Genomic DNA, 24,610 nt, shown 5'->3' on the forward strand with positions numbered 1-24,610 from the left:
TGGCCCAGATCGAGACACTGGATCTGGCGGGTTCCACGTTCAGATGGCGTTGCGGAAGCGCCGGAGCATATATTCGAAGGAGCTCGCCATGGCGGAGCCGACAAGCGCCCCCATGATCTTGACCAGCGCGTCATGAGGCAGCCCGTGACGGGTCATCTCCAGCGTCTGCAGCCATTCCAAACCTGCGGCCAGACCGATCAGGCCGGGCAGCACCAGCCAGCGCTGGCGCGGGTAAGCGAAGGTGAGCAATGCGCCGGCGGCAAGATAGGCGAGGAAGCGTTCGGTATCCGCACCCAGGTCCATGAGGTGGGGCCGCGCATCGATCGGCGACAGCGTCGAAACGACGATCACGAGGAGGGCGGTCCAGCCGATCAGGACGGCGGCGCGGCGCAGCTTGTCGAGGGAGGCGTTCAAACCGGAACTCCGAATGCTGGCGGGGCGCATAGCAAGATTTAGGCCAGCACTGTAAGAATCGTTTCGCGCCGATGCCCAGCTATGCCCTTATGGCAATGTAAAAACGGCGAAGCAATGGCATAGGTGAAATCTGTGTCATGTCTTCGCGCCGGCTATGCTGTCGTAAGGGCGTCGGGTCAACATGTCGGCGATGAACGGGAGAGGTTTCATGCTGGAGAGTTCTGCCGCGTCGTCGGCGGCGCGGATCGCGCCGGGCGGCAAGGCCATCCATGGCATGCCGCTCGGCACCTGATGCCGGAGGCGCGCTTTCCACGCATTCCCGGCGACATGGGCAATGGCACGTTCGGCTGAGCCGGCCGACTTATCCCCGGCTTCGGCAATCGCCCGATAATCCCCCTCGCGACAGCCCGGCGCTGCATCCCCTTCGCGAGGCCACATGACCGACACCCCCCGACTTTCCCTACCCCTGCTCGCCGCCGGACAGGCGCAGAAGCACGTCACCCACAACGACGCGCTGACGCGACTGGATGCCTTGATCCACCTCGTCGTCGACAGTCGCACGCAGACCGCGCCGCCGGCCTCGCCGACGGAGCTTTCCGCCTATATCGTGCCCCCGGGCGGCACCGGCGCCTTCGCCGGCCGGGCCGATCAGCTGGCGCTGTTCGAGGATGGCGGCTGGACCTTCCTGACGCCGCGTGCGGGCTGGCAGGCCTGGGTCGCGGACGAAGCCGAGCACAATCTCTGGACCGGGACGGAATGGCGCCGCGCCAGCCCGCTCAGCAGCCTCGGCGCCGAACGCTGGGGCATCAACGCGTCTGCGGATGCGACCAACCGGCTCGCGGTCTCCTCCGAGGCCAGCCTGTTCAACCATGCCGGCGGCGATCATCGCCTCAAGATCAACAAGGGCGCTGCGGGCAACACCGCGAGCGTTCTGTTCCAGGCCAACTGGTCGGGGCGCGCCGAATTCGGCCTGGCCGGAGACGACGAATTCCGGGTGAAGGTCAGCGGGGACGGCTCGGCCTGGCACGATGCAATCGCGATCGATCGCTGGACGGGAAGCGTGGTTCTGCCAGGCTCGGCCTGGGCTTGCGGCACGGACCTCCTGATCAATGGCGACATGCAGATCAACCAGCGCGGCTTCGCGGGCGGAGCGCTTGCGACGGGAAACTACGGGTTCGATCGCTGGAAGGCGGCGAGCGGCGGCGCCAATCTTTCGCGCAGCGGTTTCGCTATCACGTTGAACTCAGGTGGAATCGTGCAGGTCGTCGAGCCGGCGCTGTGGGGCCTTGCCTCCTTCGCCGGTCTGTCGCTGACGCTGTCCGTCGAAGGCCTGAGCGGCGGCAATCTCTCGGTCGCCATCGGTAGCCAGACCGGCACGATTACGGCAGGCGCAGACCGGCGTTCGGTGACGTTGACCCCGGCTGTGGGCGACACGGGGGCCTTGACGGTGCGGTTGTCCCCGAGCGCCGGGACGGTCAGCTTCGCCCGCATCAAGCTGGAGCGGGGCGGCGTCGCCACTGGATGGGGAGCCCGCGCGCTGGCGATCGAGCAAATGTTGTGCCGACGCTACCATTGGCGCCCGGACGGACAGATCCTGATCGACGCCTACCAGGCTGCGGCGGCGGGCGCTCGCCAGAGCATCGGGATGCCCGTACCAATGCGAACGACGCCGGCAGTCGGCTTCACCGTGTCCTCGGAAATCAATGTGCAAGGCAGCGATCGCGGCGTTGTCGCCCAATCACCCGAGCGTGCCTATGCCTATGTCACCGCACAAACGCTGGGGCGGGTGCGGGCGGCGTTCGACGCCATCGCCTTCGATGCGGAGTTTTAGGGCAGCGCGTCATGCTCGGGCTTGCCCCGAGCATCTCCGGGAGAGTGGGCTCTGGAGCCTCCCTCGGCTCGAGATTCTCGATTCCGCGCCGGGCGCGGCCCGGGAATGACGCCTCCTGCTCGCGTCAGTGAATCTCGGGTTCCGCCACCTTGGCAGTGCCTTCGAGATAGTCGAAATCGCAGCCCTTGTCGGCCTGCCGGATATGGGCCGCGGACATCTTGCCCCAGCCGCGCGGATAGTCGCGGTCGGGCGGCGTCCAGACGGCGAGGCGGGCGGCGATCTCTGCTTCGGTGAGGTTGACCGAGATGCTGCGGGCCTCGACGTCGACGCTGATGATGTCGCCGGTCTGCACCGCGGCGAGCGGGCCCTTGATATAGGCCTCCGGCGCGACATGCAGGATGCAGGCGCCGTAACTGGTGCCGGACATGCGGGCATCCGAGATACGCAGCATGTCGCGCACGCCCTGCTTCAGCAGCTTCTTCGGGATCGGCAGCATGCCCCATTCCGGCATGCCGGGGCCGCCGACCGGGCCGCAATTCTTCAGCACCATGATGTGGTCGGCGCTGACGTCGAGGTTCTCGTCGTTCACCGCCCGCATCATTGCGTCGTAATCCTCGAAGACGAGGGCCGGGCCGGAATGCTTGAGCAGGCGAGGCTCGGCGGCGGAGGGCTTGATGACGCAGCCATCGGGGGCGAGGTTGCCCTTCAGCACGGCGAGGCCATTGGCCGTCGAGACCGGGCGGTCGAGCGGGCGGATGACGTTGTCATCATAGACATTGGCGAGCGCGATGGTCTGCGCCAGCGGCTTGCCGGTCACGGTCATCGCATCGGTGTGGAGCTTGCTCTCGAGCTGCTTCAGCAGGGCGGGGAGGCCGCCGGCATAGAAGAAATCCTCCATCAGGAAGTCGCCCGAGGGGCGCAAATTCGCGATGACCGGGACCGTGCGCGAGAAGGCGTCGAAATCATCCGGTGTCAGCGGCACTCCGGCGCGACCGGCCATGGCGACGAGATGGATGATCGCGTTGGTCGAGCCGGCGACGGCCATGTGGACCGTCAGTGCATTCTCGAAGCTCTTGCGGGTCAGGATCTGGTCCGGCGTCAGATCCTCCCAGACCATCTCGACGATGCGCTTGCCTGCGGCGGCGGCCATGCGTGGATGGGCGGCGTCGGCGGCAGGGATGGCGGAGGCGCCGGGCAAGGTGAGGCCGACTACCTCGGCATGGCTCATCATCGTCGCGGCCGTGCCCATCACCATGCAGGTGCCGTAGGAGCGGGCAATGCCGCTTTCCATATCGCGCCACTGATCGTCGGTGATGTTGCCGGCTTCCTTCTCGGCCCAGTACTTCCAGACGTCGGCGCCGGAACCCAGCACCTTGCCGGCCCAGTTGCCGCGCAGCATCGGCCCGGCCGGGACGAAGATGAAGGGAAGCCCCGCGCTGCAGGCGCCCATGATCAGGGCCGGCGTGGACTTGTCGCAGCCGCCGAGCAGCACCGCGCCGTCGAGCGGGTGGGAGCGGATCGATTCCTCCGTCTCCATCGCCAGGAAGTTGCGATAGAGCATTGTCGTCGGCTTCTGGTACTGCTCCGAGACCGACATCACGGGGATTTCGATCGGGAAGCCGCCGGCCGCCCAGACCGCGCGCTTCACCGCCTCGGCGCGGTCGCGCAGGTGCGTGTGGCAGGGGTTGATCTCTGACCAGGTATTGATGATGCCGATGACCGGCTTGCCCATGAATTCCTCATGGCCCAAGCCCATCTGCAGCGCCCGCGAGCGATGGCCGAAGGAGCGCAGATCGCTCGCCCCGAACCAGCGCCAGCTGCGCAGGGTCTCGGGCGTCTTGCGGGGGCGGGACATGGGCGTTTCCTCGGAATTCTTGTCGTTCTAGTCGGTTCTGGCGTCATGGTCGGGCTTGACCCGACCATCCCGGAAACCAGTGCCATCTTGTCATGAGATTCTCGGGTCTGCGCTTCGCTCCGCCCGAGAATGACGGCCTGTCACTCAGCCGCGGCCTTCACGGCGCCCCAGCCCGACACGATGCCGCGCAATTCCGCCCGCTCGGCCTCGTTCAGCTCCGGCAGGCCGGGCAGTCTGACCGGGCCGACATCGGTGCCGAGCAGGCCGAGTGCTTCCTTCACCACGGTGACGTTGGCGCCGTTGCCGTATTTGGTGCGCAGCTTCTCGAAGCCGGCGATGGCATCGACCTCCCGGCGCGCCGCGGCATAGTCACCGGCTTCCAGCGCACGCCAGACAGCGAGCGAGCGCTCGGGCACGACATTGATAAGACCGGAGGTGAAGCCGCGCGCGCCGAGCGCATAGAAGGGTGCGGCCCAGCCCTCGGCGAGGCCGCAGATCCAGTTGGCCGAGGAGCCTTCGGTCTCGCGTACGCAATCGGCGAGCAGCATCATGTTGTTGGAAGCGAACTTGACGCCGGCGACGTTCGGATGCGTCGCGACGCGGATCAGGTCCTTCACGCCGATCGCGTCCGAACGGATATAGGCGACGAGCGGGATCGACAGCGCCTCGGCGATGGCGAGGATGTAGTCGGCCTGGGCTTGCGGCGCGGCGAAGGGGTCTAGCGGGTGATGCACCATCGCGGCATCGCAGCCGGCCCTGGCGGCGAGCTTGCCGGTCGCTACCGCCTCGCGCAGGGACCTGCCGATGCCGGCGGTGACCAGCGCCTTGCCGGCGGCAGACTCGGCTGCGACGGCGTGGGAACGTTCCACCTCCGCCGTCGTCATCGGGTAGAACTCACCGGTGTTGCCGGCCGAGACGATATTGTGGATGCCGGCCTCGGCGATGCGCCGGACTATCTTGCCGGTCAGGCCCCAGTCGGCCTCGCCATCCGCCTTCCAGGCGGTGACATGGACGCCGGAAATGCCGCGCAGCGCGCTGCGCACCTTGTCATTCGTCATAGTCCAGTCCCTCCGCATCCGCGCCGAAGACCAGCCTTACATGGGCCTTCGCCGAGCGGACGATGTGGCGGCGCATCCTGAGTTCGGCGAGCGCGGGATCGCGCGCCAGGAGCGCCTCGTAGATGCCGCGATGCTCCTCGAAGCCGCGGCGGCGTTCGGCCAGCTCCGAATGAAGCGAAATGCGCTGGGCGTGATCGTACATGCGCTGGCCGTCGAGCCGGCGCTCCAGATAGGTGCAGCCCGAAATGCGATGGATCGCGCGGTGATAAGTCTCGTTGAGCGCGACCAGATCCTCGAGGTCGCCATGCTCGGTCGCCTGCTCCATCTCGGCGATCAGCCGGGCGAGCTCTCTTTCGTCGCTCCCGGTCAGGTGGTTTGCCGCGATATGGGCCATGACGCTTTCGAGCGCGGCGCGGCCCAGCGCCATCTCCAGCGCCTGCCGCGGCGAGAACTCGACGAAGACGCCGCGCCGCGCCTCCGTCCGCACCAGCCCTTCGCTCTCCAGCTTGCGGATCGCGTCCTTCACCGGTGTCGTGCTGACGCCGAGCATCTCGGCGAGCTGGCGTTCGTTCAGCCGCTCGCCATTGCGGAAGCGCCCGGCGACAATGGCGCGGCGCAGGCGCTCATGCACGTGCTCGCGCAGCGAACGCAGCAGATCGGGGGCGACGGGTTCGACGGCAGGCTGCAACATCATCATTCCGAAGCGGCCAGTCAACATCCACCAAAGCCGGATAACGACCCGCGCCGCACACCGGCATCAAACAGCACAATCCTCCTGTTCCGGCAATCTGAAATTTCAGATTTCAAATCTGCAATCCTGTGATATCCCTCGGGCAAGCGCCCAGAACGAGGCGCAAGGCGGAATGTCCGTGACGGGGAGGAACAAGACCAATGAGCATCAGCCGCAGAACGATCATCATCGCCGCCGCTTGCCTGGCTGCGGCTGGGCCTGCCTTCGCGCAAGGCGACTATCCGGGCAGCAAGGTCGTCACCATCGTCGTGCCCTTCGCGGCCGGCGGCACCACCGACCTGCTCGGGCGCATTCTGGCTGACCGGCTGGGCCAGCGCCTCGGCGGCAAATTCATCGTCGAGAACCGGCCGGGCGCCGGCGGGAATACCGGTGTTGCTGCCGTCGCACGCGCGCCGGCCGATGGCTACACGCTGACCATGGGCACTGTCTCGACCCATGCGATCAACCCGGCTGTCTATGCCAGGCTGCCCTTCGACCACACCAAGGACTTCGCGCCGATTTCACAGGTGGCGAGTGTGCCGAACATCCTGATGGTCAATATCGATCTGCCGGCCAAGACGGTTCCCGAACTGATCGACCTGCTCAAGAAAAATCCCGGCAAGTACTCCTTCGGCTCGTCTGGGGCGGGCACCTCGACCCATATGGCGGCGGAACTGTTCAAGGTCGCGACCGGGACCGACATGGCGCATGTGCCTTATCGGTCGAGCGGGCAGGTGACGCAGGACCTGCTCTCCGGCCAGATCCAGATCACCTTCGACAACATCACAATTGCCTGGCCGCATGTGCAGGAGGGCAAGATCAGGGCGCTGGCTACCGCGACACCGCAGCGGCTGGAGGTCGCCAAGGACTTGCCGGCGCTGGCCGAGTTCATTCCAGGCTATGATGCCAGCTCCTGGCACGGCTTCTTCGCGCCATCCGGCGTGCCGAAAGAGATCGTCGCCAAGCTCTCGGCCGAGACGCAGGCGATCATGAAAGAGCAGGCGGTGATCGACCAGCTCAAGAAGCTCGGCGTCGATCCCGTCGGCTCGTCGCAGGAGCAGTTCACCGCCCATATCGCCTCGGAGACCAAGCGCTGGGCCGAGGTGGCGCAGAAGGCGAATGTGAAGATCGAGTGAGGCGGTCGGGCTTCCGGCGCCGCGAGCCGTGGAATCAATCCGCGGCCGCAGTGGCGATCGCATTCATGAGCCAGCGCAGCGCGGGGTCCGCCAGCGCGCGCCGTGCGTGCAGCAGGTCGATATCGAAGGCGGCCACTTCGCAGGGGAGCGGCAACACTGCGACGCCGGCGCTTGCTGCAAAGCGGCGGGCAACCCGCTCGGCCATCGTGGCCACCAGATCGGTGCCGGCTACCGCGAAGGGAACCGCGACGACATGGGGCAGGGTGACGGCGACGCGGCGCCTCAGCCCCATTTGATCAAGGGCGATATCGATGGCGCTCGGCAGGCCGTCGCCACCGGCCGCCGAGAACAGGGCGTGGGGCAGGGCGGCATACTCGCTCAGCGTCATATCGGCTCCGCCTCCGGCGCGCGCAGGGTCCCGGATGCAGACGAAGCGTTCCTCGATCAGGCGCCGGCGCAGGCAGAGTGCTGAATCGGGCAGGTGGCCGCCGATCAGGGCGTCGAGTTCGCCCCGCTCCAGCCGCGCCAGAGCGTCTCCTGCGTCGGTGATCGGCCGCACGGCGAGGTCGACGCCCGGAGCCTCTCGACGCAGCAGCCTGACCAGGGTGGGGACGACGACGAGATCGCCATAGTCCGTCACGGCAACGGCGAAACGCCGGTTCGATGTGGCGGGCTCGAAGCCTTGCCGGGGCGCGAGCGCTTGCCGGATCTGCTCGAGCGCGGCGCCGATCGGCCGGGCAAGCGCCAGCGCCTTCTCGGTCGGCTGCATGCCGGAGGCGGTGCGCAGGAACAGCTCGTCGTCGAACAACTCGCGCAAACGCCGCAGGGCACTGCTCATCGAGGGCTGCGCCAGGCCGATCCGGCCGGCGGCGCGGGTGACGTGGCGCTCCTCGATCAGCGCCTCGAAGGCCACCAGCAGGTTGAGATCGATCGACGCTAAATTCATGCAGACAATGATGCATATACGAACAATCGATTTCAAGAATGTCGTGGAGGTATCTACACCGGCATCCGTTGTACCGACGGGCCGATAGCTGCGATGTCCCCCTCTCTTGCGCGCTGCATTCCAGGTGGACCGACATTGCTGATGGTCGGGGTGCTCGCAGGCCTCGCGATTCCGGCGCTGGCCGATGCTGTGCGCCCGGCAATGGCTGCCGCCATCTTCGTGATCGTCCTGGGCACATTGCTCAGGGTCGACGGCAACGCCTTCCTGATGACATTGCGGCGACCGCGCCTGTCGCTCTTTCTGCCGGGGCTAGTGATGCTGGTTTGCCCGCTGCTCGTCGCGGCGGTGGTGCGCGGTGCCGGGCTGGCGCCTGAGCTTGCACTGGCGGTGGTGCTCGCCGTCTGCGCACCGCCTTCCGGCGGAAACGCGGCGGTGGCGCGGCTGCTTGGCCTCGACCCGACGCTGCCGCTTACGGTGACCTTGCTGTCGATGGCGGCCGCGCCTCTGACGGTGCCGCTCCTCGCGCAATGGCTCGGCGGTATCGGTTTCGACCCCTATGAGCTGGCATTCCGGCTGTTCGCTCTGACGGCCGGAGCCGCTGCGTTCGCCTGGCTGTTGCGCCGCCATGCGGGTGCGGCGCTGGGCCGGCATGGAGCTACGGTCGATGCAACCGTTCTCGGCGCCCTGCTGATCTTCGCGCTGGCCGCGATGGCCGGAGTGCGAGTCCAGATCGAGGCCGATCCCACTATGGCGCTGTCCTGCGTTGCGCTCGCCTTCGCTTGCAACATCGCGTTGCAGGGGCTCGGCGTCGTCCTGACGCCCGGCAGCCTCGCCGCGCGGTTGACCGTCGGCCTGACCCTCGGCAACCGTAATGTCGGATTGGTCTGGTCCGCGCTCGGCGCCGCGACCTCGCCGACGATGGCGCTTTTCTTCGCGGCGACGCAGTTTCCCATCTACATGACCCCACGCCTGATCGCCTTCGTGATGCGTCGCGCCGAACCGGAGACAGCCAAGCCATGACCGCCCCCGCCCTGACCGAAGAGATTGCGCTGCGCTTCGCCCGGATCGCGCTCGGCCATGTCCGGCGGGAGTACCCGAACAAGCCGGACCACACCTTGGCCGGGCCGGAGGACGCGCGCACGCCAAGCGCGCTGCATCCGGTGTTCTACGGCAGCTATGACTGGCATTCCTGCGTGCATAGCTACTGGATGCTGGCCCGCCTGCTGCGGCGCTATCCAAACATGGAGGCCGCCGCCGACATCGTGGCCTTGTTTGATGCGCAGCTCGTTCCGGAGAAGATCGCAGTCGAATGCGCCTATCTCGCTGCCCCGACGGCGCGCGGCTTCAAGCGGCCTTATGGCTGGGGTTGGCTGCTGAAGCTCGCCGCCGAGCTGGACGGGTTAGACGATGGGCGCTGGGGCAGGGCACTGGCGCCGCTCGCCGAGATCTTCGCGCAGCGCTTCCGCGACTTCCTGCCGATCGCGACCTATCCGGTCCGCGTCGGCACGCATTTCAACACCGCCTTCGGCCTGCGGATGGCTGCCGACTATGCGGCGGCGACTGAGGATGGGGCGTTCCTGACGCTGCTGCGCGAGACGGCGCTGCGCTGGTACGGCGCTGATGTCGACTGCCCGGCCTGGGGCGAGCCGAGCGGGGACGATTTCCAATCCTCGGCCCTGATCGAGGCGGAATGCATGCGCCGCCTGCTTCCGGCGGAACGGTTCCTACCCTGGTTCGAGCGCTTCCTGCCGCATGTCGCACAGAGCAAGCCGGYCATTCTGTTCAAGCCGGCCACCGTGAGCGACCGGACCGACGGCAAGATCGCGCATCTCGACGGGCTCAATCTCAGCCGGGCCTGGTGCTGGAGCGCGCTCGCCGCGGCCTTGCCGGCGGGCGATGCGCGGCGCCCGGTCATCGACGATGCCGGGCGGCGGCATCTCGAAGCCGGTCTGCCGCATATCGCCGGCGACTATATGGGCGAGCACTGGCTCGCGACCTTCGCTGTGCTCGCTATCGAGGAGCGGTAGCCGTTCAGGCAGCTCCCTTCAGCTCAGCTCCTCCGCGCCAGCCGAGCGCCGGCGCGACGAGGGCAGCGAAGTCGCCAATGATCTGGCGGTAGTCGTCGATGCGGAAGTTGTAGGGCAGCTCCAGCCGTAAGGTATCGACGAGCGGCAGGATCGGGTCCGCCGCAAGCCGTTCGATCAGCTCGGCCGCCGTTCCGACCAAATCCGGCGCGAATTGCGTGCGCCGTTCGCCCTGCGGGGCGAGGGTGCGGGCGTGGCGGCTGGCTGCGTAGTCGCGATAGCGCTGGCGCGTCGCGGCGTCTGCTCCGTCGATCGGGACGATGACGCGGCCGACTGCGATCCGCGGTGTGACTGCGCCGCGCCAAAGTTCGCGGAACGTCTCGATATGGCGCCGCTGCGCCTCGAAGAAATCATCGGTTTCCTCGCCGATGTTGATGTTGCCGACCAGCAGGTGGAAGCCGTTCTCCGCTGCCCAGCGCGCTGAACGCAGCGAGCCGCCGCCGTACCAGAGGCGCTGGCGCAGGCCGGGAGCGTGCGGGCGCAGCCGCGGCCGATGCTCGCCGGCGGCCGAGGTGATGCGCGTATCGGGATCGCCGAGCCAGCCGCCCTCGATGTTCGCGGCGAGCCGCGCGACACGGGCATGCGAGAAATCGATCGTCGCCGGATCACCGTCGAAGAGACGCTGGCCCAGCAGCTTGCCGAAGGGCGGCGGCCCGGCGCTGAGCCCGATGTTCAGCCGGCCGCCGGAGAGGACGTCGACCAGCGAGAGGTCTTCCGCCAGCCGGAACGGATTCTCGTAGCCCATCTGGATGACGGCGGTGCCGAGCCCGATCCGGCGCGTGCGCTGCGTCGCGGCGGCCAGGAAGGTCGCCGCTGAGGAGACCCCGGGTTCGAGATGGCGCTGGCGCACCCAGGCGCTGTCGAAGCCGACAGCTTCCCCATGTTCGAACAGCGAGAGCGAATCTTCGAGTCCGCTGCGGGGATCGGCGTCGTCGTAGTTGCCCGGTGTCAGGAAGGCGATGTGCCGGATCGAGAGCTTGGTCATGTCAGTCGTTTCGTCATGTCAGTACTTCGGCAGGCCGGGCGGGTTGGTCTCGGAGCGCTCCACGGCTTCCTCCTCGATGCCCCAGCGGGCGAGGGCCTGCCGGTATTTCCCGCTCTTGATCAGGTTGTTGGTGGCGAGCGTCAGCGCGTCGACGAGGCCGCTGCCCTTGCGGGTGGTGATCGCGACATCGGATTTGAGCGGCCAGCCGGCGCTCAGCGTGCCGATGCGCTTGATGTCCTTGTCGCGGGCGGCGACGAAGACGAGCTGGGCATGGGGCTGAACGACGACGTCGACCCGGCCGGCGCGCAGCGCGACGAGCCGCGCTGCCTCATCGTCGAAGAGCTGCAGCTCCAGCGGCTTCAGGCCGGCAGCGACATTCTGCTTGCTCCATTCGACCAGGATGCGTTCCTGGTTGGTGCCGCCGCCGACGCTGAAGCTCAGCCCCGCCGCGTCCTTCGGTTCCTTGATGCTGGTGACCTTGCTGTCGGCCTTGACGAAGAAACCGTGCAGGCCCTGGCGATAGGTCGAGAAGTCGAATTTCTCCTTGCGCTGCTCGGTGACGCCGACATTCGAGATGACGGCGTCGTATTTGCCGGAGGCCAGTCCGAGCGGCCAGTCGGCCCAGGCGAGCGGCACGAGGTTGAGCTTGAGTCCGAGGCTGTCGGCGACGAGCTGAGCGAAGTCGGGATCCGCGCCGACCACGGTTTTGGCATCGGTGGCATAGGTGGAAAGCGGAGGCCCGCCAGGGCTGATGCCGACCGTGAACACGCCGGGCTCGACGAAAGTGAAGCCCCTCGGAACGGCGGCGACGGCGGCCGGGTCCTTCTCGGCGCGGATACGACCGGGCTGTTCGGGGCCAAGATCGAAGGGCGCCTGCTGGGCGAAGGCGGGCAGGCTCGTGGCGCCGAGCGCGCCGACGAGAAGCGACAGGAGTGTCCGTCGCGGAATCATGATGGTCTCCAATTCTTCAGATGGGGCGCGATCAGGCCACGCCGATGACTTTTTCGAGCCCTCATCCCGAGGAGCCATTCCCTTGGAATGGCGTCTCGAAGGATGCTTCAGGAGGTTCGAGAGGCATCTGGAGCGCCCTTCGAGACGCGGACTTCGTCCGCTCCTCAGGACGAGGGCTGTGAATGGTCAGCAGCTTCGAAGGCTTTCACGCCTTCGGCAGGCCGGGCGGGTTGGTGCGGGACTGCTCGATGGCTTCGGCCGAGAGGTTCCAGCGGGCGAGCGCCTTGGCGTAGTTGCCATTCTTGATCTGGCCGTTGAGCGCATGGGTAATCGCGTCGGCCAGGCCGGCGCCCTTGCGCGTCGTGACCGCGATCTCGGCGAGGACCGGCCAGCCGCCGCTGAAGTTGCCGGCGAGCCGTGTCTTGCCTTCCTGCGCTGCCTTGAAGCTCAGGAGGGCGTTGGGTCCGAGATAGGCGTCCGCGCGGCCGGATTCGAGTGCGAGATAGAGCACGACGTCGTCGTCGTAATACTGGGGCTCGACGGGCTTGAGCCCCGCCTTGATGTTGGCCTCGTTCCAGCGCAGCAGGATCTGCTCCTGATTGGTGCCGGCCGAGACGATGACCTTGAGGCCGGCGACGTCCCGCGGCTCGCGGATGACGATCTCGTTATCCTTCTTCACGTAGAAGCCGAGCAGGTCCTTGCGGTAGGTCGAGAAGTCGAACTTCTCCTTGCGCTGCTCGGTGACCGTGACGTTGGAAATCACCGCGTCGTATTTGCCGGAGGTGACGCCGAGCGGCCAGTCGGCCCAGGCGGTCGGTACGACCTCGAGCTTGCGGCCGAGCGCATCGGCGATGAGCTGGCCGATGTCGGGCTCCGAGCCGATGATCGTCCGGGTGTCGTTGGCGTAGCTGCCGAAGGGGAGGCGCCCAGCGGTGTTGGCGATGGTGAAGACGCCGTCCTTCGCGAATTTCGCATCCTTGGCGATGAGCTTGATCGCCTCCTCGTCAATCTGCGCGCGCGGGCGGCCGGCCTGTTCGGGCGAGAGGTCGATCGCCTGCTGGGCGAAGGCCCTGGCGGGGAGGATGGCGGCCGAGGCGGCGCCGGCGAGAAGGCTCAATGAATCGCGTCGCGTGATCATGGTCGGTTTCCTTGTGCGGGGGGGAGGTCAGAGCACTTTGGCGAGGAATTCGCGGGTGCGGGGGTGATCGGGGGTGCCGAGGATCTGGGCAGGGGCGCCGGTCTCGACGATGCGTCCGGCCTCCATGAAGACGACCTGGTCGGCGACCTCGCGGGCGAAGCCGATCTCATGGGTGACGATGACCAGTGTCGTGCCGGAGCGGGCGAGCTCCTTGATCACGTCGAGCACCTCGCCGACGAGCTCCGGGTCCAGCGCCGAGGTCGGCTCGTCGAAGAGCAGGACCTTCGGCTTGAGCGCGAGGGCGCGGGCGATGGCGACGCGCTGCTGCTGGCCGCCCGAGAGCTGGCGCGGATAGGCCTGCGCCTTGTCGGCCAGCCCGACGCGGACGAGGAGTTCCTGCGCCTCGGCCAGCGCCTGATCGCGGGAGAGCCCGCGCACCGTCACCGGCGCCTCGACGATGTTCTCGATCGCGGTCAGATGCGGGAAGAGGTTGAAGTTCTGGAAGACCATGCCGACGTCGACGCGCCGGACGAGGATGTCCTTCTCCTTCAGCTCGTAGAGAGTCTCGCCGTCCTGCCGGTAGCCGATCAGCTCGCCGTCGATGGCGATGAAGCCCTCGTCGACGCGCTCCAGATGGTTGATCGAGCGCAGCAGGGTCGATTTGCCGGAGCCGGACTGGCCGATGATCGCGGTGACGCTGCCCGGGCGCAGCGACAGGTTGACGTCATCGAGCACCTTGAGCGGGCCGAAGCTCTTCGAGACATGGCTGATGCGGATCTCGCCGCCGCTGCGCGGGGAGAGCGTGGCGAGCGAGACCTTGCCCTGCGAGGCCGCAGCCTGGCTCGGAACCGCGACGCCGCCAGCGGCCGTCGCCGCCGCGATGCGGCTGCCGCCCAGCCAGCGCAGGGCGCGGTCGATGACCGACGGCGGCGGATTGCGCAGGGCGCCGCGCGAGTAATAGCGCTCGACATGGTGCTGAATGAAGGAGAGGACGCTCAGGATGACGAGGTACCAGACCGTCGCCACCATCAGGAGCGGGATCACCTCCAGATTGCGCCGGTAGATGACCTGGATGGTGTAGAACAGCTCCGGCAGGGCGAGGATGTAGACCTGCGAGGTGCCCTTCGCGAGGGTGATGACCTCGTTGAAGGCAGTCGGCAGGATTGTCCGCATCGCTTGCGGCAGCACGATGCGCGAGACCTGGCGACGGCGCGGCAGGCCGAGCGCCGCAGCGGCTTCCAACTGGCCCTGGTCGACGGAGAGGATGCCGCCGCGCACGATCTCCGAGGAGAAGGCGGCGGCATTCAGCGTCAGTCCCAGCACGGCGGCGAGGAAGGGCGTGATCAGCTGTGTCGTCTGCCAGGAGCCGAAGCTGATCCCGGTGAAGGGAATGCCGAGCCAGATCGTGCTGTAGAGATAGCCGAGATTGTTCAGGATCAGCAGCAGCACGATCAGCGGGATCGAGCGGAAGAGCCAGACATAGCCCCAGGACAGCGAGGCGAGCAGCGGCGAGCCCGAGACCCGCGCCAGCGCCAGCACGGTTCCGAGCAGGAAACCGAAGACGGTGCCGAGCAGGGTGAGCAGCAGCGTGCGGCCAAGCCCAGCCAGAACCGGCTCGGCGAAGAACCATTCGGCGAAGACGTCCCAGCCCCAGCGCGGATTGGACAGCACCGAATTCAGGACGGCGAACAGCACGACGGCCGCGAAGATGGTGCCGATGGTGCGTGCCGGATAGCGCGCCGGGACGATGCGATAGCGGCTGAAATCTCGGTGTGGTGCCGGGGTCTGGGCGTGCGCGGGCAAGCCCGCGAAGTCGCTGGCGAGGGTCATGGCTGGCTCTTGTTTTGTGAGAAGGAGGAGCGGCCCGTCAGGCAGCGCTGAGCGAGGAGCGGGTGTCCGGCCGGCGCGGCAGCGAGGCCGGCAGGACGGAAAGCTCCTTCTCGAAAGGCAGCTTGCCATAGGTCTCGGGATCGGCCGAGACGTCGAAGAGCGGGGTATAGCCCGCCTCCAGATAGAGGCCCTTGGCCTCCGGCTGGCGGAAGCCGGTGGTCAGGAAGATCTTGCCGTAGCCCTGCCGTATGGCCTGCAGCTCCAGCTCGACCACGATGCGGCGGGCGAGGCCCTGGCGGCGGAAGTCGCTATGGGTCCAGATGCGCTTCATCTCGGCGGTGCGCTCGTCGTAGCGCTTGAAGGCGCCGCCGGCGATGGCGTGGCCGTCACGTAGCAGCAGCACGAAATTGCCGTCCGGCGGGGCGAAGAGCTCGGCCGGGTAGCGGCTCATCTCGGCGCCCGGCGGCTCACCGAAATAGCTGCCGTAGCGGGTGGCGTATTCCCAGGTGAGCTGCTCGACCAGCGGCTGGGCGAGGGGATGCAGGGGGGTGGTGTAGAAAAACGCGTCGGCCATGGCGTGAGCCCTTCCGTGAAATCGTTGCGGGGCGGCTCAGCCGGCGCGGCGCGTCGGCGCGAGGTCCGAGATCGCCGCGTAGCGGCTCTCGCGGCGGGGCAGGCCAAGATGGTCGCGCAGCGTCGCGCCGGGCAGGTTGCGGTCGTAGACGCCGCGCGCCTCCAGCACGGGGATGACGAGCTCGACGAAATCGTCGAGGCCCTGGCCGATCACCGGGAAGCCGAGGATGAAGCCGTCGGCTGCCTGCGTTTCGACGCGCCCGATCAGCTTGTCGGCGACCTCCTCGGCCGAGCCGATGAAGTCGCTGCGCGGCGTCGCGGCCTCCAGCGCGGCCTCACGCAGAGACTGCCCCTTGAGGGCGGCGTTGCGCTTGATGCGGTCGGTGGTCGAGCGGAAGCTGTTCTTGCCGATCTCGCCGAGCTCGGGGAAGGGGGCGTCGAGCGGATAGGCGCTGAAGTCGTGATGGTCGAAGAAGCGGCCGAGATAGGCGAGCGCGTCGTCGATCGAGATCAGGTCACGGATCGCCCGGTATTTCTCTTCGGCCTCGGCCTGCGTGCGCCCGACGATGGGGCCGGCGCTCGGGAAGACCTTGACCTCGTCGGCCGACCGGCCATGGGCGACGGCGCTGGTCTTGATGCTGCGGTAGAAGCTCTGCGCTTCCTCCAACGGGACATGGTTGGCGAAGACCGCATCGGCATGGCGGCCGGCGAGCCCGATCCCGGCATCGGACGCGCCGGCCTGAAAGATCACCGGCTGGCCCTGCGGCGAGCGCTGGATGTTGAGCGGGCCCTCGACCTGGAAGAAGCGGCCCTTGTGATTGAGCGCGTGGAGCTTCTCGCGGTCGAAGAAGCGGCCGCTCTCGCGGTCGCGCAGGAAGGCATCGTCATCCCACGAATCCCAGAGGCCCTTGGCAATGTCGAGATACTCATGCGCGATCTCGTACCGCAGCGCGTGCTCGGGATGCGGGCGGCTGTAGTTGCGGCCGGAGCCCTCCAGCGGAGAGGTCACTGCGTTCCAACCGGCGCGGCCGCCGCTGAGCAGGTCGAGCGAGGCGAATTGCCGGGCGATGGTGAAGGGGTCGCTGTAGGAGGTCGAGACCGTGCCGACGAGGCCGAGCTTGCTGGTCGTCGTCGCCAGTGCCGAGAGGATGGTCAGCGGCTCGAAGCGGTTGAGGAAGTGCGGGATCGACTTTTCGTTGATGTAGAGCCCGTCGGCGACGAAGGCGAAGGCGATGCCGTTCTCCTCGGCCTTGCGGGCGTTGCGGATGAAGAAGTCGAGATTGACGCTGGCATCCGCCGGATTGCTCGGGTGGCGCCAGGCGTTCATGTGGCTGCCGGCGCCCTGCAGCATCAGGCCGAAGGTGAGGCGGGTGCGGGACATGGATGTGTCCTTTCGGGAGGGAGGGATCAGGCCGCCAGCGCCGGCGTCTCACCGGCGAGCAGCGTCACGGAGGCGAGGCGCCGGGCGGTGAGGGCCACCGGCGTGTCGATGACGAATTCGGCGATGCCGAAGCGGGCATGCAGCGCGTCGAGCTCGCGCCGGACCTGCTCGGGCGTGCCGGCGAGGATGTGTGGTTTGCGGATCTCTGTGCTGTAGGAGGAGGCGCCGGCCTGGCGGGCGTATTCGGCCGCCTGTTCCTCGCTGCCGAGATTGAGGTTCTGGCCGTTGTCGAGCGTGAGACGGACGACGCGATGGTTCTCCGTCAGGCTGAGTGCCTCCTCGGCCGTCGGGGCGGCGAAGGCGGCAACCGCGAGCAGCAGTGCAGCCGGGCCGCCGGCTTTCGCATAGGCGTTCAGGCTGACCTCGATCGCCTTCGGGTCGCCATTGTGGTGGCCGGCGAAAACGAAGTGCCAGCCGCGTTCGCCGGCCTGCCGGGCGCTGTCGGGACTCGCGCCGAGCAGGAAGCGCTCCGGCGTCACGGGCGGTACCGGGAAGGCACGGGCCTTCTCCTGCGGGCCGGGTGCCTCGGTTGGCGGGGCAAGGAAAGTGTCGAGCTCGTCCAGCAGAGCCTCGAACGAGGGCGAGCGCGCCGGATCATGGAGCACCCGCAAGGCCTTGGTCGCGAAGGGCAGGCCGCCGGGAGCCTTGCCAATGCCGAGATCGACGCGGCCGGGAGCCAGCGAGGCCAGGAGGTTGAAGATCTCGGCGACCTTGTAGGGGCTGTAATGCGGCAGCAGCACGCCGCCGGTGCCGATGCGGATGCGCTGCGTGCGCGCCAGCAGATAGGCCGCCAGCACCTCGGGGGCCGGGCTGGCGAGACCGGGGAAATCGTGGTGCTCGGCCAGCCAGAAGCGGCGATAGCCGAGACGCTCGGCGGCCTGGACGAGGCTCGTCGTGCGCTGCAGCGCCGTGGCGGCGGTCTCGCCTTCGAGGATCGGGCTCTTGTCGAGCAGGCTGAGGCTATAGGTCATGTCGGAAAGCCGTATCGAGAAGGTCAGAGGGAGCGCAGGCCGAGCGCGGTGCGAGCTTCCTCGGCCATCCAGCCGAGCCGCTCATAGTCACCGCGCCAGTAGAGAAGGGCGGCATCGTTGGCGCCGAGCCTGATCTCGCGCACCCGGCCGATGACGATGGCGTGCGAGTGCCGCTCGATCAGCTCTTCCAGCTCGCAATCCAGTGCGGCCAGCGCGCCTTCGAGCAGGGGCGCGCCGGTGCGGCCTTCGCTCCACCGCGCCTCGGCATAGCGGGCGGGGCCCTTTTCGCCGGCGCGGCCGGCGAAGCGGTCGGCGACCTCCTTCTGCGCGGCGGTGAGGAAGTTCACGCCAAAGCTGCGGTGACGCTTGAGCACCGGGAAGGAGGAGGACGACAGGTTGACGCCGAACATCACGGTCGGCGGCTCGGCCGAAAGCGAGGACAGCGAGGTCACGGTCAGGCCGGTCCGGTCATCGCCACGCCCCGTCGTGATGACGGAGACGCCGCCGGCGAGATGGCGCAGCGCCGACCTGAATTCGCGACTGACGTCCCTCGCAGGCGGCGAAGCGCTCGCCGCTGGTCGGATGGCAGCGTGCGAAGCCGGGGGGGTCAGCGAGACGATCGCCATGGAAACCTCTGACGGAGACTGCGGATCGGGGGCGGCGGGCGGGGGAGCCTGACGCGCTGTCGGATGATGGCGGCGAGCCGGAAGGGAGATGACCCGGCCGTCTTCTGTTGCGGGGGAGAGCCGGTTGGGCGCTTCGGCGCTGCTGTCGGTGTTCGCACGAGACATGAGGTCTCCTTCGCCGGCAGGCCGGCGTCGCAGGGAAAACGAATTCGGAAAGGAAGTCGTCAGGCGCTCAGCGGCGCCGGCGTTCCGTCAGGAACATCGCCTCCGCGGCGGGGCAGCAGAACTGACTGTGACGTTGGTCGGCATCGCCGGCGTGTCTCCGTGCTTCGGAGCCCACGATTTCATCGTGGTGCTTTTAGCGTTGTTGACGCGGCGCAAGCTGCTCCAGCAAATCCCGCGAAGGAGCGAGAGGAATATCGCTCGATACTGTCATTGTTTCTGCGGAGAGACCCGCGGTCAATGAAACAGCTTTTCAAAGATCAGTTGAGCCGGAGGTGGAAAGCGCCACGACAGGGGCTTCGGCGGGAGAATTCCGTTCGTCGGCCGGGGCGGCGCCCGGCGGGGCGGCCGCCTCAAGGCCGAAGCACGCGCGGTCCGCACAGCCGAGGCCGCGGAGGGAGCAGTCCGTCGCCGAGGGCGGCGGGCTCAGCTTATGCAGTCGGGAAGGGAGTTGGAGCGGGCGGAGGGAATCGAACCCTCATAGCTAGCTTGGAAGGCTAGTGCTTTACCACTAAGCTACGCCCGCGTGCGCGCCATTGCTGACGCCTTATCAAAATCAACTCGCAATCGCCACCTACATTGTTCAAGCCCGCCGCCGTGTCGAACTTGAACGTTTTGATCGATGGCGCATTAAGGCTGCTGCTCTACCATTGAGCTACACCCGCATCGGCGGCCAAATTCCCTATCGCACCGGCAGGTGTCAAGGGCTGCTGTACCGTTTCCCAGTCAGTCTCGCGTCATCTCAGAGTTTTGGCCAGGTATCGGAGAGCCTGTAGCCGGCGGGCCAGGGGTCGTCGGGATCGAGCATGAGCTGGGAGGTGCCGGTCACCCAGGCGCTGCCGGTGATTCGCGGGATGATCGCCGGCGTATCGCCGACGCGCGTCAGGCCCTCGATCTCGCAGTCGAAGCGGGAGCCGATGATCGACAGGCCGACGAAGCGCTCGCCGACGCCCAATTGTCCGCGCGCATGCAGCACGGCCATCCGCGCCGAGCAGCCTGTGCCGGTCGGCGAGCGGTCGATCTTGCCGGGGCGGATCGCCACCGCATTGCGGCCGGTCAGGACGCCATCGATGCGTTCGACCGGGGCTGCGAACTGGCAGAAGGAAATGTGATCCCAGGCGGTATCGCCGGGATGGACGAAGCCGAGCTGCTCATTCGCCGCGCGGGTGATCTTCATGCCGGTTTCGGCGATCTCGCGGGCCTCGTCGGGCGCGATCGCGAAGCCGAGACGCGCCGCGTCGACGATGACGAAGCTGTCCCCGCCATAGGCGATATCGACCGTGAGCGTGCCGAGGCCGGGGACCTCGATCGTCGTGTCGAGCCGGGCTGCGAAGGAGGGGACGTTGCGCAGGCTGATCGCCTCGGCCTTGCCGTCGCGGCAGGTAGCGCGGATCTCGATCAGCCCGGCCGGCGCCTCCAGCACGATATCGGTGTGCGGCTCCTGCATCGGCAGGATGCCGGTGTCGAGCAGCACGGTCGCGACGCAGATCGTGTTTGAGCCCGACATCGGCGGCGTGTCGGCCGGCTCCATGATGATCCAGCCCATCTGGGCGCGCGGATCCTTGGGCGGAACGAGCAGGTTGACGTGGCGGAAGACTCCGCCGCGCGGCTCGTTGAGCACGAAGTTCCGCAGGGTTTCGTCGGCGGCGATGAAGCGCGACTGCTCCCAAATCGTCTCGCCCGGAGGCGGCTGGACGCCGCCCACGATGACGTCGCCAACCTCGCCCGCGGCATGGCAGCCGACGACATGGATGATCTTTTGGCTGCGCATCGACGGGACCCGGCAGGATTGACGTGTGCCGGCAGCCTAGCCAGTTCACGCGCCTTTCAGAAGCCGAAGTTGAAGCAGGCCTTCACGATATCGTCCGAGCCTGGGAATTGCCGGGCGGGATCGAGCCCTTCTGATCTCGCCGATTTTCCGGCATGGCCGACCCATCGCTCGACATGCTTGGAGCAGGATGGTTTGGCCGCTCCTTCAAATGGATGAGGCGCCGGAGAGGCGGCTGGGCTCGAATGGGCTGAACGCAGCCGGGCGGCGGCCATGACGAGCGCTTCAGCGATCAACCCCTATGATGCGGTGGCCTATCCCGGCCATTCGTTCTCGCAGACCCACCCGGCGCGGCTGGCGACCATTGCGCATTTCCACGGAATGAGTCCGGCGTTGCCGTCGCAGATGCGCGTGCTGGAACTCGGCTGCGGGCGCGGCGGCAACCTGATCCCGATGGCGGCGCAGTATACGCAGGGCCGTTTCCTCGGCATCGACCTCAGCGGGGATTCGATCCGGCAGGCGAATGCCAATGCGGCAGAGCTCGGCCTGTCGAATGTTGCCTTCAGGCAGGAGGATATCCTGGAGCTGACATCCGACCTCGGACGCTTCGATTACATCATCGTCCACGGCGTCTATTCCTGGGTGCCTGATCCGGTACGAGAGCGGATCATCGCCCTGTTCGGCGAATTGCTGGCGCCGCAGGGCGTCGCCTATGTCAGCTACAACGCGCTGCCGGGCTGCCGCCTGCGCGATCTTGCGCGGGACGTCATGCTCTATGCGGTCCGCGACATCGACGAGCCGTGCGAGCGGGTGCGGGCGGCGCGCGCCGCGCTCAAGGAGGTCGCCGAAGCCAGCGATCCCGACAGCTATCACGGTGCGGCGCTGCGCCAGCGCCTGAAGCAGATCGACGAGCTTCCGGACAATGTCTTCTACCATGACGACCTGAATCCGGGGGCGCGGGCTTTCGCGCTGCATGAGGTTCTGTCTGCTGCGGAGGGGCACCGATTGCAATTCCTGGCGGAAGCGTCGTTCCCGAATCTCTACGGCGCCGCCAAGGGCCCCGCGCAGCAGCTCCTGGCGCAAATCCCGGTCGAGGCGGCGGCGCGGCGCGAGCAGATGCTCGACCTGCTGATCGGGCGCGCCTTCCGCGAGACACTGCTCTGCCGGGCCGAACTGCCCTTGCGGCGGGGCATCCGGGCTGATGCGCTGAGGCCTTACTACCTCGCGGCCAATGCAAGGCTGGCCGCGCAGGCGACGGAGGAGGAGAGGCCTGGCGTCGAGCGCTTCGAGTTCGACGAGGGCGTGCGGCTTTCGGTCGATCTGCCACTGTGCAAGGCGGCGCTCGGCATCATGAGCGCGATCTGGCCGGCCAGCATCGCCTGGGAGGAACTGGTCGCGCGCTCCTGCCGCGAAGTGGCCGGCGAGCTCGGTCCCGATCTCGATCACGAGGTGGAGCGGCTCGACGAGGCGCTGATCGCGATCTTCAAGGCGGGGCTGCTCGACATCCGGCTGGAGCCGCCGGCGCTGACGACGCAGATCAGCGAGAAGCCAGCCGCCAGCGAGATCGCGCGGTGGCAGGCCTCGAGCGCCTTCGAGGTGACGGACCTGCGCCACCGCACCGTCCAGCTCGACAGCCTCGTCGTCCGGAAATTCGTCAGTCTGCTCGATGGCTCGCGCGATCAGGATACGCTGCTCGACGACATGAACGCCTTCCTGGCCGAGACGAGGGCGGCGGGCATCGCGGTCACCAACCTGCCGGAGCGGGCGACGGCAGCGGAAGTGGCGATGCATCTGAAGGATGTCGCCCGTCTCGCCTTGCTGCGGGCATGAGGATTGTTGCCCCGCGGCTCGGGGCGTAACCTTGCGTCAGGGACGAAGAGGCGCGGACCGTCAGGATGAGCGAGCGCTTCCGGCAATTCCAGGCGCTGTTTCCCGAGGAGGCCTGCCTCGCCGAGCTGATGCGCCTGCGCCATGGCGGCACGATCATGGCCTGCCCGGCCTGTGGGCGCGGCACCTCGTTCGCGATGCGGCCGAAGCTGCGCGGCTTCGCCTGCAATCACTGCCACTATATGATCCATCCCGCCGCCGGCACGCCGATGGAAAGCCGGCGCACGCCGCTGCAGCTCTGGTTCTTTGCCCTGAAAACGCTCGCCGAGCAGCCCGGCAAGGGAGCGGCGGCGGCGATCGCGCGGGAGGCCAATGTCCCGCACATGACGGCGCAGCGGCTCGTCGACGAGCTTTCGGCGCTCGGTGAACGGAGCGATGCGGCCTGGTTCGCAAGCCTGCGCCACTCGGTCGGCAATGCGGTAGGCTCGTCAACGAGCCAGCCGGTTCGCGTACAGCCATCAGCGCCGCAAGCCATTGCGCCGCTTGGGAAGGCTGGCCCCGTCAGAGCCGCCGGACCGGCTGCAAAGGCGCAGTCGTCGGTTTCGGCGCCGGCTTCGGCCGTCGGTTCTCCGGCACTTGGGGCGAAGAAGGCAGCGTCGCCTGACGGAGAACCCGCCCAGGCTCGGGCGCCCAGGCACGGGCCTTCCAGAGGCGTGGCGATCGCTGCCGTGGGCGGCGGCATCGCCTGTATCGCGCTAGCAGTGCTCGGTCTCGCCTATGCGCGCCTGCGGCCGCCGGACCGGCCCTTACAGGCTGCGACAGAGGACGTCGCGTCAACGGACGCCCCCGCGCTCAAGGACGGCCCGGCTCGCCCCTCGCTCATCCTGTCTTCGGTCGAGCAGGATCTGGAGGGCGCCCGGCAGGCGGCCCAGTTCGCACTCGACAACGATCCGTCGCTCGCCGCCATCAGGCCGCAGGAGGATGCGCCGACCCAGCAGGTGCCGGTCAATCAGCTGCAGCTCCCCTCAAATATCCTGCTGGTGCCGCCGAAGATGCAGGGCGCGCCAACGGGATCGGCCACGTCCAGCGGCGCCCCGCAACCGCCGCCGCAGATCTCCGGCGGCGATCCCGACCAGATCCTGACCTTCGGGCCGATCAAGATCCGCCGGCATCTGGTCGACACGATCGTGCGCGCGAGCAAGATCGTCGGTGCTGATCCGACGCTGCTGATGGCGGTCGCCGACAAGGAATCCTCTTTCTCGACGGCTGTGAAGGCGCAGACGTCATCGGCAACGGGGCTCTACCAGTTCATCGAGCAGACCTGGCTCGGCGTGATCTACGAATTCGGGGCCAAGCACGGGCTCGCTTCGGAAGCGAAGCTGATCGGCCGCTCCGGCCGGCAATTCATCATCTTGGACGGGGGGCAGCGCCAGCGCATCCTCGACATGCGGCGCGAACCCTATATTTCGGCGCTGCTCGCTGCTGAGATGCTCAAGCGCGACACCTTGCGGCTCGAGCGCGCGATGGGGCGCCATCTCACCGGCGGCGAGATCTACCTCATCCACTTTCTCGGCCCGGATGCGGCGCAGACCTTCATCGAGACGATGGAGGAGACGCCGGGCGTCAAGGCGGCGGAGTTGCTGCCGAAGCCTGCCCAGGCCAACCGGCCGATCTTCTATGCCGACGCCGGCGGCGAGACCAAGACGCTCTCGGTGTCCGAGGTCCACAAGAAATTCAACGACATGATCAAGGTCAGGCTCGATCGCTACAGCGCCGTGAGGCCGACAATGGGGCCGGGACTGGCGCGCCCGCAGCCGAAGAAGTGACGTGTTTCGCCGCGTGCGATTCCGCCTGCGGCCATCTCCTCCCGCTTCGGGAGGCATTGAAAGGAGAGAGCTCATGCCGGGGAACCGTTTCGAGCAGGTCGACGAGCCACAGGCCGATGCGATCACGCTCAGCCTGAGCGAGCGTGGCGGCGAGGCCTTCGGCCGTGTGCTCTGCCCGGCCGAGCTCGCCAGCGGGCATCTCGTCAATGATTTCGTCAGCGACGAGCTCCCGGCGAAGGACGCCTTTCGTACCGCGATCCGCCTCGCCAACGAGCTCCGGGCGCCGATCGTCGTCGCGGATGTCGACGACGTCTGGCAGGACGAGTGGGGTGTGCTCTACCGGGAGGAGTAGGAGAAGCAACGCTCCGCCATGATCGGGCGCGACCCGAGCATCTCCG

Annotated in this window: 21 protein-coding genes, 1 tRNA gene and 1 pseudogene; 8 read left to right on the top strand and 15 right to left on the bottom strand. The window is 67.4% G+C overall.

Features of this window, described 5'->3' with window-relative positions:
* Window positions 1–39: 39 nt before the first annotated feature.
* Window positions 40–414 (bottom strand): VanZ family protein, encoded by a 375-nt coding sequence (locus AB4Z10_RS18020; RefSeq protein ID WP_441471754.1) that lies wholly within the window; start codon window positions 412–414, stop codon window positions 40–42.
* 208 nt (window positions 415–622) lie between these two features.
* Between AB4Z10_RS18020 and AB4Z10_RS18025 the strand changes: the two are divergent.
* Together AB4Z10_RS18025 and AB4Z10_RS18030 are read left to right on the top strand one after the other, a co-directional pair.
* Window positions 623–756: pseudogene (locus AB4Z10_RS18025) on the top strand (aspartate/glutamate racemase family protein); the annotation flags it as partial.
* A 94-nt stretch (window positions 757–850) separates the two neighbouring features.
* Entirely contained in the window at window positions 851–2,245 is a 1,395-nt protein-coding gene (locus tag AB4Z10_RS18030; RefSeq protein WP_441471755.1) for a DUF2793 domain-containing protein, read from the top strand.
* Between the two features lie 124 nt (window positions 2,246–2,369).
* Here AB4Z10_RS18030 and araD read toward each other — a convergent pair whose 3' ends face one another.
* The 3 genes from araD to AB4Z10_RS18045 all read right to left on the bottom strand — a co-directional run bounded on the left by araD (window position 2,370) and on the right by AB4Z10_RS18045 (window position 5,849).
* Window positions 2,370–4,100: an L-arabinonate dehydratase gene (araD, locus tag AB4Z10_RS18035; RefSeq protein WP_441471756.1), complete on the bottom strand. Its 1,731-nt coding sequence runs from the start codon at window positions 4,098–4,100 to the stop codon at window positions 2,370–2,372.
* Between the two features lie 140 nt (window positions 4,101–4,240).
* Entirely contained in the window at window positions 4,241–5,158 is a 918-nt protein-coding gene (locus tag AB4Z10_RS18040) for a dihydrodipicolinate synthase family protein (protein ID WP_441471757.1), read from the bottom strand.
* Window positions 5,148–5,849, bottom strand: coding sequence for a GntR family transcriptional regulator (locus AB4Z10_RS18045; RefSeq protein WP_441471758.1), 702 nt, complete (start codon window positions 5,847–5,849; stop codon window positions 5,148–5,150). Before AB4Z10_RS18045 ends, AB4Z10_RS18040 begins: the two co-directional genes overlap by 11 nt.
* A 200-nt stretch (window positions 5,850–6,049) precedes the next feature.
* Here AB4Z10_RS18045 and AB4Z10_RS18050 point away from each other — a divergent pair, with 200 nt between their 5' ends.
* The gene (locus AB4Z10_RS18050; RefSeq protein WP_441471759.1) at window positions 6,050–7,024 is read left to right on the top strand and encodes a Bug family tripartite tricarboxylate transporter substrate binding protein; all 975 of its coding nucleotides are present in this window, start codon (window positions 6,050–6,052) and stop codon (window positions 7,022–7,024) included.
* Between the two features lie 34 nt (window positions 7,025–7,058).
* On the opposite strand, the gene AB4Z10_RS18055 is transcribed toward AB4Z10_RS18050, so the two are convergent.
* The gene (locus AB4Z10_RS18055) at window positions 7,059–7,970 is read right to left on the bottom strand and encodes a LysR family transcriptional regulator (RefSeq protein ID WP_441471760.1); all 912 of its coding nucleotides are present in this window, start codon (window positions 7,968–7,970) and stop codon (window positions 7,059–7,061) included.
* Between the two features lie 93 nt (window positions 7,971–8,063).
* Here AB4Z10_RS18055 and AB4Z10_RS18060 point away from each other — a divergent pair, with 93 nt between their 5' ends.
* A complete protein-coding gene (locus tag AB4Z10_RS18060) occupies window positions 8,064–8,990 on the top strand; it encodes a hypothetical protein (RefSeq protein WP_441471761.1) in 927 nt (308 codons plus the stop codon).
* Complete coding sequence (locus AB4Z10_RS18065) at window positions 8,987–9,997, top strand: DUF2891 domain-containing protein (protein WP_441471762.1); 1,011 nt, start codon at window positions 8,987–8,989, stop codon at window positions 9,995–9,997. Before AB4Z10_RS18060 ends, AB4Z10_RS18065 begins: the two co-directional genes overlap by 4 nt.
* 4 nt (window positions 9,998–10,001) lie before the next feature.
* Here AB4Z10_RS18065 and AB4Z10_RS18070 read toward each other — a convergent pair whose 3' ends face one another.
* From AB4Z10_RS18070 to AB4Z10_RS18115, 10 genes are all read right to left on the bottom strand, one after another.
* The gene (locus AB4Z10_RS18070) at window positions 10,002–11,039 is read right to left on the bottom strand and encodes an LLM class flavin-dependent oxidoreductase (protein WP_441471763.1); all 1,038 of its coding nucleotides are present in this window, start codon (window positions 11,037–11,039) and stop codon (window positions 10,002–10,004) included.
* 18 nt (window positions 11,040–11,057) lie between these two features.
* The gene (locus AB4Z10_RS18075; RefSeq protein ID WP_441471764.1) at window positions 11,058–11,990 is read right to left on the bottom strand and encodes an ABC transporter substrate-binding protein; all 933 of its coding nucleotides are present in this window, start codon (window positions 11,988–11,990) and stop codon (window positions 11,058–11,060) included.
* Window positions 11,991–12,195: 205 nt separating this feature from the next.
* On the bottom strand, window positions 12,196–13,128 hold the full coding sequence (locus tag AB4Z10_RS18080) for an ABC transporter substrate-binding protein (protein ID WP_441471765.1): 933 nt from the start codon (window positions 13,126–13,128) through the stop codon (window positions 12,196–12,198).
* Between the two features lie 27 nt (window positions 13,129–13,155).
* On the bottom strand, window positions 13,156–14,958 hold the full coding sequence (locus tag AB4Z10_RS18085) for an amino acid ABC transporter permease/ATP-binding protein (RefSeq protein ID WP_441471766.1): 1,803 nt from the start codon (window positions 14,956–14,958) through the stop codon (window positions 13,156–13,158).
* A 37-nt stretch (window positions 14,959–14,995) separates the two neighbouring features.
* On the bottom strand, window positions 14,996–15,532 hold the full coding sequence (locus AB4Z10_RS18090) for a GNAT family N-acetyltransferase (RefSeq protein WP_441471767.1): 537 nt from the start codon (window positions 15,530–15,532) through the stop codon (window positions 14,996–14,998).
* Window positions 15,533–15,568: 36 nt separating this feature from the next.
* Complete coding sequence (locus AB4Z10_RS18095) at window positions 15,569–16,912, bottom strand: LLM class flavin-dependent oxidoreductase (RefSeq protein ID WP_441471768.1); 1,344 nt, start codon at window positions 16,910–16,912, stop codon at window positions 15,569–15,571.
* 26 nt (window positions 16,913–16,938) lie between these two features.
* The gene (locus tag AB4Z10_RS18100) at window positions 16,939–17,943 is read right to left on the bottom strand and encodes an MsnO8 family LLM class oxidoreductase (RefSeq protein WP_441471769.1); all 1,005 of its coding nucleotides are present in this window, start codon (window positions 17,941–17,943) and stop codon (window positions 16,939–16,941) included.
* 23 nt (window positions 17,944–17,966) lie between these two features.
* Entirely contained in the window at window positions 17,967–18,569 is a 603-nt protein-coding gene (locus AB4Z10_RS18105; protein ID WP_441471770.1) for a flavin reductase family protein, read from the bottom strand.
* Between the two features lie 674 nt (window positions 18,570–19,243).
* Window positions 19,244–19,317: transfer RNA gene (locus AB4Z10_RS18110), tRNA-Gly, on the bottom strand.
* Window positions 19,318–19,533: 216 nt separating this feature from the next.
* Complete coding sequence (locus tag AB4Z10_RS18115) at window positions 19,534–20,562, bottom strand: trans-3-hydroxy-L-proline dehydratase (protein ID WP_441471771.1); 1,029 nt, start codon at window positions 20,560–20,562, stop codon at window positions 19,534–19,536.
* Window positions 20,563–20,832: 270 nt separating this feature from the next.
* Here AB4Z10_RS18115 and AB4Z10_RS18120 point away from each other — a divergent pair, with 270 nt between their 5' ends.
* The 3 genes from AB4Z10_RS18120 (at window position 20,833) to AB4Z10_RS18130 (ending at window position 24,564) form a co-directional block, all read left to right on the top strand.
* A complete protein-coding gene (locus AB4Z10_RS18120; protein ID WP_441471772.1) occupies window positions 20,833–22,389 on the top strand; it encodes a methyltransferase domain-containing protein in 1,557 nt (518 codons plus the stop codon).
* 65 nt (window positions 22,390–22,454) lie between these two features.
* Complete coding sequence (locus tag AB4Z10_RS18125; protein WP_441471773.1) at window positions 22,455–24,212, top strand: transglycosylase SLT domain-containing protein; 1,758 nt, start codon at window positions 22,455–22,457, stop codon at window positions 24,210–24,212.
* A gap of 73 nt (window positions 24,213–24,285) precedes the next feature.
* Window positions 24,286–24,564, top strand: a complete 279-nt coding sequence (locus AB4Z10_RS18130; protein WP_441471774.1) for a hypothetical protein — start codon at window positions 24,286–24,288, stop codon at window positions 24,562–24,564.
* Window positions 24,565–24,610: the final 46 nt, after the last annotated feature.

The organism is Allobosea sp. RAF48 (assembly GCF_052114025.1).
Lineage (GTDB): Bacteria > Pseudomonadota > Alphaproteobacteria > Rhizobiales > Beijerinckiaceae > Allobosea.

Bases quoted from the DNA above. Each gene is read 5' to 3' on its own strand.
- AB4Z10_RS18030 (WP_441471755.1), top strand. From the start codon at position 851: ATGACCGACACCCCCCGACTTTCCCTACCCCTGCTCGCCGCCGGACAG.
- araD (WP_441471756.1), bottom strand. From the start codon at position 4,100: ATGTCCCGCCCCCGCAAGACGCCCGAGACCCTGCGCAGCTGGCGCTGG.
- AB4Z10_RS18040 (WP_441471757.1), bottom strand. From the start codon at position 5,158: ATGACGAATGACAAGGTGCGCAGCGCGCTGCGCGGCATTTCCGGCGTC.
- AB4Z10_RS18045 (WP_441471758.1), bottom strand. From the start codon at position 5,849: ATGTTGCAGCCTGCCGTCGAACCCGTCGCCCCCGATCTGCTGCGTTCG.
- AB4Z10_RS18050 (WP_441471759.1), top strand. From the start codon at position 6,050: ATGAGCATCAGCCGCAGAACGATCATCATCGCCGCCGCTTGCCTGGCT.
- AB4Z10_RS18055 (WP_441471760.1), bottom strand. From the start codon at position 7,970: ATGAATTTAGCGTCGATCGATCTCAACCTGCTGGTGGCCTTCGAGGCG.
- AB4Z10_RS18060 (WP_441471761.1), top strand. From the start codon at position 8,064: ATGTCCCCCTCTCTTGCGCGCTGCATTCCAGGTGGACCGACATTGCTG.
- AB4Z10_RS18070 (WP_441471763.1), bottom strand. From the start codon at position 11,039: ATGACCAAGCTCTCGATCCGGCACATCGCCTTCCTGACACCGGGCAAC.
- AB4Z10_RS18075 (WP_441471764.1), bottom strand. From the start codon at position 11,990: ATGATTCCGCGACGGACACTCCTGTCGCTTCTCGTCGGCGCGCTCGGC.
- AB4Z10_RS18080 (WP_441471765.1), bottom strand. From the start codon at position 13,128: ATGATCACGCGACGCGATTCATTGAGCCTTCTCGCCGGCGCCGCCTCG.
- AB4Z10_RS18085 (WP_441471766.1), bottom strand. From the start codon at position 14,958: ATGACCCTCGCCAGCGACTTCGCGGGCTTGCCCGCGCACGCCCAGACC.
- AB4Z10_RS18090 (WP_441471767.1), bottom strand. From the start codon at position 15,532: ATGGCCGACGCGTTTTTCTACACCACCCCCCTGCATCCCCTCGCCCAG.
- AB4Z10_RS18095 (WP_441471768.1), bottom strand. From the start codon at position 16,912: ATGTCCCGCACCCGCCTCACCTTCGGCCTGATGCTGCAGGGCGCCGGC.
- AB4Z10_RS18100 (WP_441471769.1), bottom strand. From the start codon at position 17,943: ATGACCTATAGCCTCAGCCTGCTCGACAAGAGCCCGATCCTCGAAGGC.
- AB4Z10_RS18105 (WP_441471770.1), bottom strand. From the start codon at position 18,569: ATGGCGATCGTCTCGCTGACCCCCCCGGCTTCGCACGCTGCCATCCGA.
- AB4Z10_RS18115 (WP_441471771.1), bottom strand. From the start codon at position 20,562: ATGCGCAGCCAAAAGATCATCCATGTCGTCGGCTGCCATGCCGCGGGC.
- AB4Z10_RS18120 (WP_441471772.1), top strand. From the start codon at position 20,833: ATGACGAGCGCTTCAGCGATCAACCCCTATGATGCGGTGGCCTATCCC.
- AB4Z10_RS18125 (WP_441471773.1), top strand. From the start codon at position 22,455: ATGAGCGAGCGCTTCCGGCAATTCCAGGCGCTGTTTCCCGAGGAGGCC.
- AB4Z10_RS18130 (WP_441471774.1), top strand. From the start codon at position 24,286: ATGCCGGGGAACCGTTTCGAGCAGGTCGACGAGCCACAGGCCGATGCG.